Annotated in this window: 18 protein-coding genes and 1 riboswitch; of the genes, 5 read left to right on the forward strand and 13 right to left on the reverse strand. The window is 40.2% G+C overall.

The genetic code is table 11. The features are described 5' to 3' along the window. Positions 1–3: 3 nt before the first annotated feature. The 6 genes from MKY06_RS19360 to MKY06_RS19385 form a co-directional block, all read right to left on the reverse strand. The gene (locus MKY06_RS19360; protein ID WP_098279164.1) at positions 4–921 is read right to left on the reverse strand and encodes an ABC transporter permease; all 918 of its coding nucleotides are present in this window, start codon (positions 919–921) and stop codon (positions 4–6) included. Next, positions 908–1,975, reverse strand: a complete 1,068-nt coding sequence (locus tag MKY06_RS19365) for an ABC transporter permease (RefSeq protein WP_176524269.1) — start codon at positions 1,973–1,975, stop codon at positions 908–910. Before MKY06_RS19365 ends, MKY06_RS19360 begins: the two co-directional genes overlap by 14 nt. Beyond that, positions 1,950–3,482 (reverse strand): ABC transporter ATP-binding protein, encoded by a 1,533-nt coding sequence (locus MKY06_RS19370; RefSeq protein ID WP_098322291.1) that lies wholly within the window; start codon positions 3,480–3,482, stop codon positions 1,950–1,952. Before MKY06_RS19370 ends, MKY06_RS19365 begins: the two co-directional genes overlap by 26 nt. Positions 3,483–3,564: 82 nt before the next feature. Then, positions 3,565–4,575, reverse strand: a complete 1,011-nt coding sequence (locus MKY06_RS19375; RefSeq protein WP_078082274.1) for a BMP family lipoprotein — start codon at positions 4,573–4,575, stop codon at positions 3,565–3,567. Between the two features lie 74 nt (positions 4,576–4,649). Then, positions 4,650–4,756: riboswitch (SAM riboswitch) on the reverse strand. A 147-nt stretch (positions 4,757–4,903) separates the two neighbouring features. Next, the gene (locus MKY06_RS19380) at positions 4,904–5,272 is read right to left on the reverse strand and encodes a hypothetical protein (RefSeq protein ID WP_098288223.1); all 369 of its coding nucleotides are present in this window, start codon (positions 5,270–5,272) and stop codon (positions 4,904–4,906) included. A gap of 13 nt (positions 5,273–5,285) precedes the next feature. Then, a complete protein-coding gene (locus MKY06_RS19385; RefSeq protein WP_098196844.1) occupies positions 5,286–6,896 on the reverse strand; it encodes a putative polysaccharide biosynthesis protein in 1,611 nt (536 codons plus the stop codon). A 412-nt stretch (positions 6,897–7,308) separates the two neighbouring features. Here MKY06_RS19385 and MKY06_RS19390 point away from each other — a divergent pair, with 412 nt between their 5' ends. Next, positions 7,309–7,887, forward strand: coding sequence for a YjgB family protein (locus MKY06_RS19390; protein WP_213019842.1), 579 nt, complete (start codon positions 7,309–7,311; stop codon positions 7,885–7,887). A gap of 27 nt (positions 7,888–7,914) precedes the next feature. Here the strand turns inward: MKY06_RS19390 and MKY06_RS19395 are convergent, their stop codons facing one another. The 3 genes from MKY06_RS19395 to MKY06_RS19405 form a co-directional block, all read right to left on the reverse strand. Continuing rightward, positions 7,915–8,757, reverse strand: coding sequence for a GNAT family N-acetyltransferase (locus tag MKY06_RS19395; RefSeq protein ID WP_098449411.1), 843 nt, complete (start codon positions 8,755–8,757; stop codon positions 7,915–7,917). Then, the gene (locus MKY06_RS19400; protein ID WP_029323640.1) at positions 8,754–9,419 is read right to left on the reverse strand and encodes a cyclase family protein; all 666 of its coding nucleotides are present in this window, start codon (positions 9,417–9,419) and stop codon (positions 8,754–8,756) included. The genes MKY06_RS19395 and MKY06_RS19400 overlap by 4 nt, the downstream gene beginning before the upstream one ends. 94 nt (positions 9,420–9,513) lie before the next feature. Beyond that, positions 9,514–10,641, reverse strand: a complete 1,128-nt coding sequence (locus tag MKY06_RS19405) for a 2-methylaconitate cis-trans isomerase PrpF family protein (protein WP_029323643.1) — start codon at positions 10,639–10,641, stop codon at positions 9,514–9,516. Between the two features lie 183 nt (positions 10,642–10,824). On the opposite strand from MKY06_RS19405, the gene MKY06_RS19410 reads away from it, so the two are divergent. From MKY06_RS19410 to MKY06_RS19420, 3 genes are all read left to right on the forward strand, one after another. Continuing rightward, a complete protein-coding gene (locus MKY06_RS19410; protein WP_025750019.1) occupies positions 10,825–11,685 on the forward strand; it encodes a LysR family transcriptional regulator in 861 nt (286 codons plus the stop codon). A 296-nt stretch (positions 11,686–11,981) separates the two neighbouring features. Further along, positions 11,982–13,298, forward strand: coding sequence for a CitMHS family transporter (locus tag MKY06_RS19415; RefSeq protein WP_098526552.1), 1,317 nt, complete (start codon positions 11,982–11,984; stop codon positions 13,296–13,298). Positions 13,299–13,366: 68 nt separating this feature from the next. Then, the gene (locus MKY06_RS19420; protein WP_013058488.1) at positions 13,367–13,528 is read left to right on the forward strand and encodes a hypothetical protein; all 162 of its coding nucleotides are present in this window, start codon (positions 13,367–13,369) and stop codon (positions 13,526–13,528) included. A 131-nt stretch (positions 13,529–13,659) separates the two neighbouring features. Here MKY06_RS19420 and MKY06_RS19425 read toward each other — a convergent pair whose 3' ends face one another. Continuing rightward, positions 13,660–14,340, reverse strand: coding sequence for a hypothetical protein (locus MKY06_RS19425; RefSeq protein WP_098526551.1), 681 nt, complete (start codon positions 14,338–14,340; stop codon positions 13,660–13,662). 163 nt (positions 14,341–14,503) lie between these two features. Here MKY06_RS19425 and MKY06_RS19430 point away from each other — a divergent pair, with 163 nt between their 5' ends. Continuing rightward, positions 14,504–14,740, forward strand: a complete 237-nt coding sequence (locus MKY06_RS19430; protein ID WP_013058490.1) for a hypothetical protein — start codon at positions 14,504–14,506, stop codon at positions 14,738–14,740. 73 nt (positions 14,741–14,813) lie between these two features. Here the strand turns inward: MKY06_RS19430 and MKY06_RS19435 are convergent, their stop codons facing one another. The 3 genes from MKY06_RS19435 to clpP form a co-directional block, all read right to left on the reverse strand. Beyond that, positions 14,814–14,963 carry a hypothetical protein gene (locus MKY06_RS19435; RefSeq protein ID WP_013058491.1) on the reverse strand — a complete coding sequence of 50 codons (150 nt, stop codon included), beginning with the start codon at positions 14,961–14,963 and terminating at the stop codon, positions 14,814–14,816. Positions 14,964–15,103: 140 nt separating this feature from the next. Beyond that, the gene (locus MKY06_RS19440) at positions 15,104–15,748 is read right to left on the reverse strand and encodes a Bax inhibitor-1/YccA family protein (protein WP_098526550.1); all 645 of its coding nucleotides are present in this window, start codon (positions 15,746–15,748) and stop codon (positions 15,104–15,106) included. Positions 15,749–15,892: 144 nt separating this feature from the next. Further along, positions 15,893–16,474 (reverse strand): ATP-dependent Clp endopeptidase proteolytic subunit ClpP, encoded by a 582-nt coding sequence (gene clpP / locus MKY06_RS19445; RefSeq protein WP_098526549.1) that lies wholly within the window; start codon positions 16,472–16,474, stop codon positions 15,893–15,895.

Consider the following 16,474-nt stretch of genomic DNA (forward strand, 5'->3'; position numbering starts at 1 on the left):
TTATCAGCGTGCACTTTGCTGACTTGTTTGATTCGTTTCGACTCCTTTATCTCGCAGGAAAAACATCGCTGCTAATGTCAGCACGTAAGGGACCATCATCGTAAACTCGGTCGGTATTGAAAAACCTTGCAGCCGTGTACTCACAGCATCCATTAAGCCGAAAAGTATACTTGATGCTAAAATACCAAGCGGATGAGACTGACCAAGCATCATCGCCACAAGTGCGATAAATCCACGTCCTGAAGTCATGCCTTCTGAGAACATCGTGACTTGTCCTAATGAAAGCTGTGCTCCGGCAATCCCACACAGGATTCCGCATGCTGCAATCGCAAACAGCTGATATCTTATTGCTTTTAAACCAAGCGTACTTGCTGCTACTTTATTGTAGCCTACCGCTAGAAGACGGAAACCAAAAATCGTTCGATAAAAGAAGATATAAAAAGCAATTGCTGCTAAAAAAGCAAAATAGACAAGCGGCGACTGTCCTGAAATAATGTCGCCGATTACAGGTATGTCTTTGATCAAAGGAATATCCCATGTGCCTATTCCCTGCATATTTTTATCGTAATAGGCACCTTTTGTATGAAAAATAGTCCGGAGTAAAAATGTCGTTAAGCCCAGTGCTAAAAAATTAATAGACACCCCAGCAACAATTTCATTTGCTTTAAACACCACGACCATCATTCCAAAAAGCAAAGCAAAAAGTAAGCTTGCTCCAGCCGCAATCATGATCGCAAAAAAGACATTATGAGTATAATAGTTGCCGGCAATTCCGCTAAAAGCTCCAATCAAAATCAGACCTTCTAGCCCTACATTAAATATGCCTACGCGCGCGCAAAGCATTCCGCCAAGGGCCGCTAATAATATAGGCGCAACCATTCGCAGCGTTGCATTTAACAGTGACCAATCAAGCAGCTCCACGAATATCAGCTCCTTTCTTTTTTGCTCTCCACCACTGCTTTGTGAATTTTGCTGAGATAAATAGAATGAGCACAGCTTGCATAATACTCGCAATTTCTAACGGAATTTCTGTATTACGCTCTAGCCCCATCGCTCCTGTTTGCAAAGCGGCAAGTAAAAGAGACGTAAAAACAATGCCGATCGGATTCGAGTTTGCTAACAGGGCAGCCATCACTCCAGTCCACGCATATCCAGGAACGGTGAGCGCACCGTCTACAAAACGGTACTGTGAACCAAGAACTTCAAACCCTCCGGCTAATCCAGCCAAGCTCCCGCTAATAAACATACTGAACAGCATGACTTTTACTTGATGAATACCTCCATACGCCCCGAACAACGGATTTTTTCCGGATGCGTTCACTTCGTACCCAAACACAGAGTAGCGAAGCACCGTCCATAGCAGAAGTGCACCTACTAGAGCAATGATAAACCCAATATGAAGAGGCATTCCTTGAAACACTTTTCCAAGCCACGCCCCTTGCTCAATCATAGGCGTTTGAGCGAGAGCAGCTGAGCCTGTTTTATCTTGAAACGGATGGCCTGCTAAATAGCTTGCAAATAAGACAGCGATATAATTTAATAAAAGCGTAGAAATGACGAGCTGAATTTTAAACGCGGCTTCCATCCAGCCTGCTAAAACAGAAAGCAAACCTCCTGCCACAACAGCAGCTGCAATAGCCGCTATAAGCTTGACTATCCCTGGAGCCGGCAGGTAATAAGCGACAATTGCTGCACTAATCGCTCCAACGACCATCTGTCCTTCTCCCCCTAAATTAAACACACCTGCTCTAAAAGCAAACCCGACACCTAACGCAATTAAAAGAATAGGCGTAGCGCGAGCCAGCGTAGTGCTGAAGAAATAAAAATTACCAAACGCTCCATTCCAGAGCTCTGTATATGTTTGAAGAACCGAACCACCAGTTAAGGAAATAATAATGCCTCCTATTGCTAAGCCAAAAATGACTGCAATAACCGGCTGGATTAATGATTTAAGAAGTTTCTGCAACTGTATCACCTTCTACCGTTCCTCCTGCCATTAATATGCTTAGTTTCTCTTCTGTTGCTTCTTCCCTTGTAAGCTCTCCAACAATACTGCCTTCGTACATAACTAAAATTCGATCTGATAGTGAGATAATCTCCGACAGTTCCGAAGACACAAGTAAAATAGCGGAGCCATTATTCCGTTTTTGAATCAAAGCATCATGAATACGTTCCATTGCCCCAATATCCACTCCTCGCGTTGGTTCAGCAGCAAGTAGAAAAGAAGTGTTTTGCCCAAGCTCTCTGGCAACAATCAATTTTTGCAGATTTCCCCCTGACAGTTCTCCAGCTTTTTGCTTAGATGAAGTGGCTTTAATCGAAAATTCATTTATCCATTCCTCCACGCTCGACTTGAATATCTTTCTTTTCAGCCAGCCCATCTTCGAGTAAGAAGCTTTATACTGATAGCCCATTAGTGCATTTTCTTCGATCGTATCGTCCTTAGAGGCTCCCCACATATAGCGGTCTTCTGGAATATGAGCGATTCCTGCCTCTCTTCTTTCACGCACAGATCGCCCTGTAAGATCTTCATCTCCAAGTTTAATACTTCCGCTGTCTGTTTCTACTAATCCAGCGATTGCTTGAAGCAGCTCTGATTGCCCATTTCCTGAAACGCCTGCAATACCGACAATTTCGCCTGCAGAAACGTGAAGAGACACATTTTGCAATACGTTTTTTTGTCCTTTTCCTTTTAAAAAGAGATTTTGTACGTTTAAATGAGAGGTACCTTGTGATGGTATTCTTGCAGGACGCTCTTTTAATTCTCGCCCTACCATCAGCCTGGCTAGGTGATGAGCATTGGTATCTTCTTTACTTGTGACGCCGGCTACTTTACCATTTCGAAGAACCGTAATGCGGTCCGCTACTTCCATCACTTCTTGCAGCTTATGTGTAATAATAATGATACTTTTACCTTGAGAAGCTAAAAAACGGATTGTTTTTAATAGTTCCTTCACTTCATGAGGAGTAAGAACGGCGGTAGGCTCGTCTAAAATAATGATTTCTGCTCCTTGATACAGCACTTTTAAAATTTCAATTTTTTGCTGTTCTCCAATTGAGCAATGTTTTACTTTCTTATGAACATCTACTGAAATTTGATAGGTTTGGGTTAATTGCTGTACATCTGCTTTCGCCTGCCTTCTATTAAAAAAGAGGCCCTTCTTTGGCTCATGCCCCAAGACAATGTTTTCAGCCACTGTAAAATGAGGAAAAACCATAAAATGCTGATGCACCATGCCTATTCCATTTTTGATAGCATCTGCAGGAGATGAAAACGAGACGGTTTTCCCATGTAGCTGAATATTTCCTGAACTCGGCTTTTCCATTCCGTAAAGCATCCTCATCAACGTTGTTTTTCCAGCGCCATTTTCTCCAACCAGCGCGTGGACCTCGCCTTTTTTCAGTTTAAAGGACACGTTATTATTTGCTAAAAATGAACCGTATTTCTTCGTCAAATTCGTTAACTGCAGCAGCTCACTCATTCTATTCATTGCTCCTTTCCCCATTAGGATTTTTTCAAAAATAAGAAAGAGAAGCCAGCCTTACTCGACTTCTCTTTTCAACTCACTTTGCTAACGGATCTTTTACCACTGTTTTTCCATCAATAATCGAATCTTTAATTTCTTTTAATTGATCAATTACATCTTGCCCTACAAAGTCATTAAGAGGCGTCTTGCTGTCTTGAGTCACATACGTTAACCCAACACCTTTTTCTTTTAAGCCGTATGTCACTACACCGGATTTAAATTTGTCATTTGCGAGTGCTTCTACCGTTTCATAAGCAGCCGCATCAGATCCTTTCAACTGCGATAAAACGATATGCTCAGGATCTACTTCCGTACGGTCAATATCTTGGCCTGCCGTATAAAAACCCTTTTCTTTTGCTGCTTCAAATACACCCAAGTCGCCTACCGCTGAAGCTCCGGCGATAAAGTCAGCTCCTTTTGAAGCCTGTAAAATAGCAAGTTCTTTTGCTTTAGCTGGATCGGAGAAACTTCCAACATAGTTTACTAGAAAGTCTGCTTTTGGATTTGTTGATTGTAATCCTTCTTTAAAACTTACGGTCCATTTTTTTAATAATGGAATATCATCAGCTGCAACCATTCCTACTTTATTCGTTTTTGTAACCAATCCTGCCGCTGCTCCTAATAAATATGAAGCTTCTTGTTCACGGAATACAACGCTTCTTACATTTGGTAAATCGACCACTGTATCAATAATCGCAAATTGACGCTGCGGGTTTTCTTGAGCTACTTTTTTCAACGCATCTTCGGATTCAAAAGAAGATGTAATAATCAAGTCATAGTTTTCTGCTACGGCAGCACGCAAGTTACTTTCAATGGCTGCTTGATCCGTAGACTCAATTGTTTTTACATCAATGTTATACTTCTTCCCAGCGCGTTTTGCTCCATCATCCATTTGTTGAAAAAACGGGTTAACTCCAATCTTTTCAGGTAAAACAAGAGCTATTCGCTTCTTTCCTTTCTCTTCGCTTCCACTGCTTTTTGTGCTTTTTGACTGACAGCCAGTTACGAGTAGTACAAGCGCAACTGCTAAAACAAGAAATCTCTTCATTTGACTTACTCCCCCCATAATATAAAAAAGCTCTTCCTTTATATAAAGGAAGAGCTCGTTAACCAAACGTCTCTTCCTCATCTTCAAGAACATACTGTTCTTAAGGATTTGGCACCATTCTGTCATAGACAGCGGTTGCCGGGTTTCACAGGGCCAGTCCCTCCACCTCTCTTGATAAGGAAAACAATAGCTATTTGTTTTATGTAATATAGTCAATATTAATAGTTTTTTAACAATTGTCAATATTATTTTTCTTTTCTATGTAAAAAAACTTTAAAAACAGATAGGATTATACGGTTTTAGGCTACTAAAATACAAGTGAAGGCCTTTACCCTTCTCCATCAATCATCGTATACTTCCTAGCAAAGCGCTTGTAGTAAATTTGCTCATCCTCTTGTCCATCGTTAAAAACAAGTCGGTTATGATCGATATCTTTCTCTTTTAACACGTATCCCTTTTCATTCATCAGTTGAATATATTCATCTAGATGTCCTTTTTTCACCATATAGTAAAGAACATTATCTGAATCCATAGTCTTTGCTACATCTTGACTTCCCACTTCTAATTTAAAGACAGCTTTTGTTGTTTGAATGGGACGGTAGTCTCCAAACACCTTTTCCCAGTTTAGTAGCAGCAGCGCGCCGAAAATTATGATACATCCTCCAGCGGCTACGGTTAGTACAAATCGTTTTGACACTTCCTTCTCTCCTTTACATTCTTTTTCTTCTATTTAATACAACAGATTGCCCTAAACTTGTTTTTACGCCTAGTCCTAGATACACAGCAGCACCTAAAGCAATTGAAATACAAGATGTGCTAATCGCAAGTGAAGATGCAGACAGCTTATTTTCTAGAAAATAGTGAGAAGCATAATTGCCAATAAGCACAGCGGCTGACATCACACTTACTAATAAAACAGGCGTCAACGCGGCTTTTCCCAGTGATTGAACTCGGTAAGAAATGGATTTTTCAATTAAATAAAAGTTATAGATAACCGATACACCATATCCTCCGTACGTCGCGACAACAGGTCCAATTTCTTTTAAGCTTGAAACCAACAGTACGTTTAATACTATCTTCACAACAATTCCTAAGCCCAAGCCCAAAATTAATTTCTTTTGCTGATTAATTCCTTGAAGAATCGCGGCTGTTACGGTAAAAAGAGCAAAGAGAATCGCAGCAGGCGCATACCATTGTAAAACAACTCCACCGATTTCAGGACTGTTTTTCGCTCCAAAGATCATCATATATACCGGCTTACCCAATAAACAAAGCCCCACCGCAGCAGGAAGAGTAAAAAACAACAGCAGCTGCAGTGTTTTTGTAATTTTCCCCTTCACTTCTCGTAAATTCCCTTGCACAAAAGAAGACGTAATACCGGGAATCAGCGACATGCTGAAGGCAGTTGCTAACGATACCGGCACCATCACTAAAATTTGTGCTAATCCAATGACAGAGTTAATCGTTTCAGCCTTAGCTTGTCCATATCCTATTGATTGAAAGAGCATGTTAATCGTAAACGTATCAATATTTTGATAGATTGGAATAGCTAAACCAACTAATACAAACGGAACGGCGTACGTCACAAGCTCTTTGAACATTAAAGAGAATGAAACGGATTTATTATTCTTTCCGCTGTTCACTTCTTTTATAATTAACCGCTTGCGTTTTGCATAAACGGCACCGAGAATCCCTATTCCCCCTACGCCTCCAATAAACGCTCCAAACGTACCAATTCCAACAGCTTTTGTCATAGTACCATGAAAAAGATGAATGACAGCGTATGCTCCTACTAAAATAAACAACACACGCACAATTTGCTCAATAATTGTACTCAGCGCGGACGGTCCCATGGATTGATTACCTTGAAAATAGCCTCGTAATAGACTCATAGGCGGGATAATAATTAAAGCAAAGCTCACCATTCGGATGACATACACCACGTCTTTTTGACTATTTCCTGATGAATCTTTTCCGTTAATGACTAGTTCAGCGAGCCACGGCGCCATGGTATAGAGGACTAAAAATCCTATTATGCCTGTTATCGTCATTAATAGAAGGCCTGCTTTTAATAGATCTTGCCCTGCCCGGTAGTTTCCAAGACCGTTATATTTCGATACATACTTCGAAACAGCAAGCGGAAGACCCATCGTTGATAAGCTAAGCATCAGGGTATATGGACCGTATGCATACTTATAAAGCGCGTAACCTGATGTTCCGACTAGCGCTGTAAACGGAATAATATAAATAAAACCCAAAATCTTTGTTAACAAAGAAGACGCTGTTAACAAAAGCGTGCCTCTCATCAAATTTTTTTCCATACATCAAAACTCCAGCAATAAATATTATATTTTTAACAAATACTTGATTTATTGTATCATACTTACAGTTATTATCTAGTTTTTTATAAAGACTTATAATTCTTCCTATATTACGTTTTTTTACATAATAAAGGAATACAAACCAATCTTTTCACCTATGATAAATGAATCGTTTTTTACTTTTCACCTTACCTGACGTTTATATTCTGAAAGGCGTGTTACATTATATATATCAGTTACCAACTCAACCAAGACTCCTTGACTACTCCCACAAAGGTTCACCTAGGCAGATGCTGCCTACCCCGCAAGGGGCGGCGGCAGACGCTTAGGTCTAGCAACTCCGACCTACCTGCTCTTTAGGTAGGTCGGAGTTGCTAAATCGATATAAATAAAGGAGGAAACGATTGTGAAAATGAAACAACGTTTTTCAAAAGTAGCTGCCGCTGCAACGATTACAGGAATTGTTGCGTTTGGATTTGCTCCTGTGGCTCAGCTTGATACCCCAGCACACGCAGCTACATCTCAAGAAACAAGCAGTCAAAATCAAACAGCTGTAAAAAACATTAACGAAATTTATAATGCGGCGGTGCAAGGCGAAGTGCCGCGCTTAACAGCAGACTTAAAAATTGGCAAAAGCCTGCGTCAAGATGTTCGAGATCAGTTCGGTCCTCCGCCTGAAGGTTCATCAAATAACTTTGACTACTATCATGCGGAAATGGGTCACCCTGGATATGCATTTGGCTATGACCAAAATAATGTCATTAACGAAATCCGCTATTTTGGTACAAATGTAGAGCGTCAAACAAATTTAGGGTCCATCACGCAAGCTAACTTAAAGAAAGAATTAGGTCAGCCAAACTTTACAAGCAAAGTAAAAGGTGATGGTACTACTCAAACGAGATACACGTATCACGCCGGCGCCTATGATCTTGAATTTATTTTTGATGATGCAAAAACATTAAATCACGTAAATTTAGTTGCAAAACCTTAAGAAATAGAAAAAGTAGCAGACAGCCTGCTACTTTTTTTCATGAAATAAAACCAGTGCTGAATCGGCTACGTGTTCATACCCAATCTCCATATAAATTTTGTTAGACGTAGGGTTTGTCATATCTGTGTATAGACTTGTTGTTTGAAACCCTTCATCTAGCATCAGCTGAGAAAGCGTCGACACACAGCTTGAGGCATAGCCTTTTTTACGTTCTTTTTGAGGTGTGTACACAAAGTTAATTGTAACGTTATGGGCCGTTGGACGCGTAGCATTGGCAATCGACACACACTTGCCATTCACTTCCCATAAAAATAACCGTCCTGCTTTAATAAAAGCTTCTCCTGTTTTGACAGCTTGTTCTTTCGATATAGGCTCCCCAATGATATACATAAACTCTCGAACCCACTCCGTTACGAGCGAAAGGTGCTCCAACCTTGCTTTTACCAGCATTCCTTCAGCATCCGCAGCTTTTTTTACTTTGTCTAACCGGTAAATGCGCTGATCCATTTTCAAAGAAGCTTCTTGATTTTTTAAATCTGCTAGTTTTTGAGAAAGATATAAAACCGTTTGTCTTTCTCCAACTAAGCCCGGTATGTCGATTTCTTGTAATAGCTCTGCCGCTTCGCTTAGTTCACCCTCCGTTAGCTTCTGTATTTGAGAAAGTATGATTTGCTTAGGATGCGTTTGCAGTAACACAAGCACAACACGGCTATCTTTAAAAATAACGCCCATAAAATTTGGTTTGCTGCTTTCATTTAAGCCGTGTAAAATGCCAAGCGCTAAGTTATGCAGAACTTCATTTTTTGATAAAAGCAGCTCTACTTGGTTTTTAAATTCCTGTATTTCTCTATATCTATGTAACTGGATCATTTTCTTTCTACCTCCGCAAATGCTCTTACCGGAAACGTTCCGGCTCCTTTTATTTTAGGAGGCACAGCGTAAAATAAAAAGGACTCGGTTAGTTGATCTAAGTGACATAAGTGTTCAGCAATCACAATATCCGCCCCTAACAGCAGCGTATGAGCTGGTCTTGCTTTTCCTTTTGTGTCGTCAATATTCATCGAATCAATTCCGACAAGAGCGGGCTGTTGAGACACTAAATAAGCTGCCGCGCTTTCCGTTAAGTATGGATGGTTTTCTAAATAATCGTCTGTATTCCAGTAGCGATCCCATCCCGTATGAATTAATACCGCTTTGCCTTTTACGTCTATATGTTGAAAATGAGATTCATCAATAGCCGTTAAAGTCGGGTCAACCGAAACGACTATTCCTTCCAGTCCGGCTGTTTTATCAATAGCCGTTTGAGCCAAATCCGCTCCGTCTTTGTATCTGTGAAACGGCACGTCAATATACGTACCGGTATTCGTGACCATTTCAATTTTACCGATTTGAAATTCAGTCCCTGGTTCATAAAGCTTCTTAGACGCTTCTCGGCTCAAATAGTCGCAAATGATTGGTGCCGGCAAGCCTTTATGTGTGATAACTCCGTCTTCAATGATGTGGCTTAAATCAATATACGTTCTTTTTTTCATACTCCCACCCGCTTTTTCAATATTCAGTAAAAATATTCTAACATAAAAAAGCTCTTCCTAGTTTCCTAGAAAGAGCTTTTTTTAGAGAACATTATTAACTTGATAAACATACATCGTACGTGTGCTTTGTATAAACAAATCCTTCAAAAATAAGACGGGCTGTACGCACTACTTTGATTCCATTAACCTGTCCATCTTTTAGATCCACACTGGTTTCCATAATTCCCATTGGATGAGCAAGCCGAACGGTATCGCCTTTTAGTTGAACCATTTCTGACAGAAGCGTGCCTTTTGTATAAATAGCCGCCGTTGTACAAATTGCTCCTGTAATCGCAAGCGTTTGATGCGGTTTTTGCATCGACATCATGCGAATTAATACGTCCATTTGAGAAGCAGCTTTTTCTCTGCCAGTCCCGTCGCGATGGTCCATAGGAGGAGCAATAATCGTCATTTTTGGAACCGCTGGTGATAGTTTAGTTGCTTTGTTTTGAGGTGCAAGCCCCGCTTTTTCCGCTGCAATGGAACGAATTTCTTCAAATAGCTTCAGCTGTTTGTCCGTGTATTCATGCGGAAGTTCTGTTCCCTTTAGGCCAATATCCCCTGCTTTAACAAATACAAGCGGATTTCCTACATCAACAATTGATGCTTTTATTGTCCCGATGGATGTTTGCAGAAGATCAATAGCGTTCCCGGTCGGAAGCAGTTTTCCAGTAACAGCTCCTTCTCCGTTTTCAAACGAAAGATAAATGGGTGAACCCGTACCTGGCACTCCAGGAATCATACACGATCCTTCTGTTTTCACTTTTCCGTTTTCTACTTCTACTTCCGCTACGATTACTTTTTTCGTATTCGTATTATAAATCCGCACTTTGGTCACCGGTTCCACAGGTTGTACAATTCCTTGTTCGATGGCATAAGGTCCGACCGCTGAAGAGATATTGCCGCAGTTTCCCTTAAAATCAACGAGGGATTCGCTGATGCTGACCTGTGCAAACGTGTAATCTACGTCAGCTTTCTCTAAATCTGATTTTTTTATAATCGCAATTTTACTCGTCAGCGAATTGGCTCCGCCTAACCCGTCAATTTGACGTTGATCCGGACTTCCCATTATATCTAGCAAAAACGGTTCCCAATCAGATTTGTTCACAGGCATTTCTTCATGATTGATAAAAACCCCTTTACTCGTTCCACCTCTCATAACCGTTACAGGAATGCGCGTCATATTAATCACCTTTCTCCCCTACTAACAAACGCCGAGGCGTTCATCAAACCATTTTATTTTTTACTATTTAGAACCGGTTCATTTGCCATTTATCGTATAATAGAGGTGGTCATAAGTAAAATACATAAAATTTATTGTCTTTTTAAAAATTTTTTTATAATCTAAATACAAGGGGGAATTGGGATGGATCAAAAAGATTGGATATTAATTAAAACGCTTCACGAAGAAAAGAACATTACGCGAACGGCTGAAAGGCTCTACGTATCGCAGCCTTCTTTAAGCTACCGCCTTAAAAATCTTGAAGAAGAATTTGGCGTGTCGCTTTTCTTCAAAACGAAAAAAGGAATTGAGTTTACATCTGAAGGTGAGCATCTTGTTCGCTATGCGGAAAATATGTGGAAGCAGCTGCAGGAAACAAAAGACAGCATGCGCAATATGAGCGAAACCGTTACGGGAACGCTTCGCTTAGGGGTATCGAGTAACTTTGCACAGCATAAGCTTCCTAAAATTTTAAAACAGTTCTCTCTTCACTACCCAAATGTACAGTTCAGCGTCAATACCGGCTGGAGTACGCAAGTTATGAATCTATTAGACTCTTCGCGTGTGCACGTTGGTATTTTACGAGGCAATTATCCGTGGAACGGAGAAAAATCACTGCTGACGAAAGAACGGCTCTGCTTAATTTCGAAAAAAGAGATTGCGATCGATGACTTGCCGAACCTGCCTTATATTAATTATAAAACCGATACGTCGCTAAAAGATCTCATTCAAGACTGGTGGCATGACAAGTTTTCAGAGCCTCCGTTTGTGGCAATGGAAGTTGACCGGCAAGAAACGGCCAAAGAAATGGTCAAAAATGATTTAGGCTTTGCAATTTTACCTGAAATTTGCCTTCACTCCAGCGACAACTTATATACATACGGACTTTCGTACCGAGATGAATCACCTTTGCTTCGAAACACGTGGCTCATGTATGATCCTTCTTACTTGAATTTATCGGTCGTGAAAGCATTTATTGACTTTTTAAAGCTAAGTGAAAAATAAAGCAAAAGCTAAAAAGTTTGCGTCTTGGAAGAATCTCTCTTTTAGGCCAAGCTTTTTTCTAGACTACCATTATAAAAATTTTTTATGAACTTTCTAAAAAAACCTATATTTCCTTTATTTTTAAAAATGTACTAACATGAAAACAAGAAACATCAGCGGGAGTAAAGAGCGGCTTTAAAAATTCTTAATAATCAAACTACGACTCATACATGGGGATGAGAGATGTTAGTCACGTTTTTTTACTCTAAAAGAAAACGCTTTCAGAGAAAAGAGGGAAAATAAAGGAGGTTGTTTGAATGCTAGCACTACTAGGTTTTACAATGATTATTGTCTTTACGTATCTCATTATGTCAAAAAGGATGTCTCCTATCGTAGCTTTAATGGTCATTCCACTTCTTTTTGCGGTGATTGGAGGGTTTGGTAAAGGCGTCGGAGACATGATGCTAGAAGGGTTAAAACAAGTAGCTCCGTCAGCTGCGATGCTGCTGTTCGCCATCTTATATTTCGGGGTTATGATTGATGCCGGACTGTTTGATCCACTAATTAAGCAGCTGTTAAAAATCGTAAAAGGCGATCCGCTTAAAATCGTCATCGGAACGGCTCTTTTATCGCTTTTAGTTGCACTAGACGGAGACGGTACAACCACTTATATGATTACGGTTTCTGCTCTTCTTCCCCTTTATAAACGCCTGAATATGAGTCCGTTAGTGTTAACGACAGTTGCGATGCTTTCTCTTAGTATCATGAGCAGCATGACGCCTTGGGGAGGCCCGGCTACTCGTGCGATTGTCTCCCTTCACCTCGATGCATCAGAGTTCTTTATTCCACTTCTTCCAACGTTAATTGGCGGAGCTTTGTGGGTAATCTTTACAGGCTATATCCTTGGGAAAAAAGAGCGAAGACGACTTGGTGCTATTGACATCGAGCAGTTTGAATTAAAAAGCTCGCTTGCTTTTGCTGAAGACGCGTCCTTAACTTCTCAAGAAGATATTACACAGCCTAAAAAAATCTGGATTAACTTAGCTTTAACCATTGCACTCATGGTCGTGTTAGTTTCTGGCATTTGGTCTGTTTCCGTTTTATTTATGATTGGTTTTGCGCTTGCTCTTATGATTAACTATCCAAAACTCGAGGATCAAAAAGAACGTTTAATGGCTCATGCAGGCAACGCGTTAACCGTTGCAGCGCTTGTTTTTGCAGCTGGTATTTTTACAGGAATACTATCCGGCACTAAAATGGTTGACGAAATGGCCAGCCTGTTAATTCATTTAGTCCCTGATTCACTCGGTTCGTTTTTACCGACAATCGTCGCTTTAACAAGCATGCCGTTTACATTTGTGATGAGTAACGATGCCTATTACTTTGGTGTTTTACCTATCTTCGCTGAAACTGCAGCTTCTTACGGAATTGATCCAATGGAAATTGCGCGAGCTTCAGTACTCGGACAACCTGTTCATCTGTTAAGTCCGCTCGTTGCGTCTACTTTCTTACTTGTAGGTATGGTAGGTGTTGATCTTGGTGAACATCAGCGCTTTGCATTTAAATGGGCCGTTTTAACGTCTCTTGTTCTAATTGTCCTTGCTATCATCACAGGCGCACTTACACTATTTTAATAGGGAATAAAAGCTGTCATGGCTTTTTATTAATAAATTGATAAATGATAGGTGGAGGTACTTCTAAAATGTATGTAATTACGTGTTATGTAGGAAAAGGTGAAATGAGAATGTACGAGTTTGACAGTAAAGAAGAAGCGCTCTCTCAGCTAAAAAAGCTGAAAGGCTGCAGTATTCTTTCAGAAGTTGTTTACTTTAATGATTCGTCGGTTATTCCGATAGCTATTTAATTACGCAGCACTCAGCCCTATAGGTACAAACTTGATAAGCTTCCTTTCGCTCAAAAGGAAGCTTCTTTTTTTATGTTTTTTGCAAACTCCTACCAAGAAGGTTATAAAGCAGCTGCCAACCCCCTTTCCTCTCATGGACGTTTTGTTACGTTCGGCTCGTTTTGTTTTCTTGCTTCAATCATATCAATAATTCGATTGGTATGTGGAGTTAACACTGCGCATTTCTGATAGAAGGCTCCGTCTACAACAAGCAGCTCTTCATCCATCCCGCAAAACTTACAGCGCAGCTCTTGTGGTCCTGCGTAAGAGGTGTGATAAACACTATCGTTAAAGATGGTATAAAAAGTATTTCGTTGCTGCGCATCGTAAAAGCCATATTCTTTATTACTTTCATCACGATAATTAACTCCATAGTTCCGTTCAAATTCTTCTTGAGTAAATCCATCCTGCAAAAGTTCATTTTGTACTAGTTCCCTTAAACAATCCTCTATTTCCTCACCGTTAAATGAACAATCATGCACGTAAACTTCTGTTTCTTCGCTACTGTTCTCTTTTGTCATCATTTCGCTGCCGCAAATCTTACAGGGGTGTTTAGGACGCTGTTGATCAAAATAAGAGAGAGTTTGGACCTTTTCAACTACTATTTCATCGCTCACCTTTTTAAACTTAATCATCACATTTTCTGTTTGACTGACGTTTTCGTTATATAACATCACTTCGTATTCATCTATATTCTTTCCGTTTTCTGTTCGACTCCAATATTCAACTACTTCATATGAAGAAATAGTAAAAAACTCTTTAAAATTCACCACTAGCATGCATCCTTCCAAAAAAGTTTACGTTCTCTGTGTACTAAGCACGCTCTATACTACCATTTTTTCAAAGACTCGCACCACTAAACGAACTTGTTTTAGATTCGCATATCCTTTCTTTATCCGGCATACATAACACTAACCCTTTTATAAGGAGGATTTCATGAATACGTATATAATCATCAGCATTGGCGTTGTTGCCAGCGCATTTTTATTTCGGAAATATCGAAAGCAAGTCGTTGAAATATATACAATCAGTGAATTTATTCACGCTAAAAACGGCGCGGTCGCTACAAGCTCCACGTGGTTTGACAAGTTTTTTAAAGAACCTTACGCTACCGGACCAAACTATGAAAAAACAGAGGATGATGTTAGCGAGGATGGAGATGGCGGAGAATAACTAAAACAAAAAAAGGTTGAGACATGACTACATCACTTTAATTTAAAGACGAACAAATTGGGCAAATGATCTATTATGGCTTGCTTATTAGACCGCTGTTTATTTCCGTGCAAGACTTTCGCTTTCCGCGGGCGGCCGCTGAGCCTCCTCGTCGCATAGGCTCCTGCGGGGTCTCACCTGTTCCGCTTCTCCCCCAGGAGTCTCCGTCTTGTCCTCCAATCAACAGCTAGAAGCAACTAAGTAGATTAAATCTACGCTCATCCTACCAATAAAAAAATCCGAACGTTGAAGATTCTCCATCAAGAATCTTCAACGTTCGGATCTTCCTTCAGCTAAAACACTTTTGTCCCAGCCTCTTTCTTATTAATCGTCGCTTCCTAAAATACCAAAAAAGCGAAGCAAGTTGATGAATAGATTAATAAAATCTAAATACAAAGACAATGCCAAAATCGGAACAAGCTCTTCAGTGATTTCACTGTGCTTCATTTTATTAAAATCATACAGCACATATAGTGAGAAAACGATGGTACCAATCACTGAAAATGCCATCAGTCCAGGCGTTGTTAAGGGACTAAACAGCGAGAAAATGCTGATGCACACTAATGCTAACAGCGCCACTAATAAAAAGCTGCCTAAAAACCCTAGATCTTTTTTTGTTTTTGCGCCAATTACACCCATCACCGTAAAAATAACGAACGTACTTCCAAACGCATAAAGAACGACTTGCGCTCCCGCTACTGAGGCATAGTGGCTAACAATCGGAAACAGCGTGATGCCTGATATAAACGAAAACGCATATGTAAAACCGTATCCTACGCTTTTTTTCTTTCGTAACATAAATGCCGCAACCAGCATCACAAGTTCAGCAATCGCTAACGGAATAAAATAAGCCGGCGGCACATATTGACCTACGTATAAGCCAACTGTTGAAATAAATAACGAAAAAATAAATGTTACTAATACTTTTTGAAACAGAGACCGCTGCTCTACTCCAATCACTTCTTGCATGTGTAAAACCTTCTTTCTAAAATCTGCTATATTTTATATAATACCTACCTTTTTAAGAAAAATAAAGATAATACTAAGGTCTTTTTTCTTATTTCTATAGAAAGCAAGCATAGACGCTGCCGTCTATGCTTAATTGTCATACCTTTATTTCGGCAAAAGAATACCGTCAATAACTCCGTACTCCTTTGCCTCTTCAGCACTCATAAAATAATCTCGTTCCGTATCGTTTGCCACTTTTTCAACCGGCTGTCCCGTTCGTGTTGATATGATTTCATTAATATGCTGCTTCAATTTTAAAATCCGCCGGGCGCTAATTTCAATTTCAGTTGCCTGCCCTCTAGCTCCTCCTAGCGGCTGATGAATCATAATTTCGCTATTCGGCAGTGCATAGCGCTTTCCTTTTTCTCCTGCTAGGAGAAGCAGTGCGCCAAAAGAAGCAGCCATGCCCGTGCAAATCGTTTGAACATCCGGTTCGATATACTGCATCGTATCATAAATCGCAAACCCTGCTGAAGTCGAACCTCCAGGGCTGTTAATGTAAAGTGAAATATCTTTTTTAGGATCATCTGCCGCAAGAAATAAGAGCTGTGCGACCACGCTGTTGGCAATATGATCATTGATTTCATCACCAATTAAAATAATTCGGTCTTTTAACAGCCTCGAATAAATATCATACGAACGTTCACCGCGGTTACTTTGTTCAATTACATATGGAATCGTGCTCAT

Source organism: Priestia sp. FSL P4-0332, assembly GCF_038005845.1.
GTDB lineage: Bacteria > Bacillota > Bacilli > Bacillales > Bacillaceae_H > Priestia.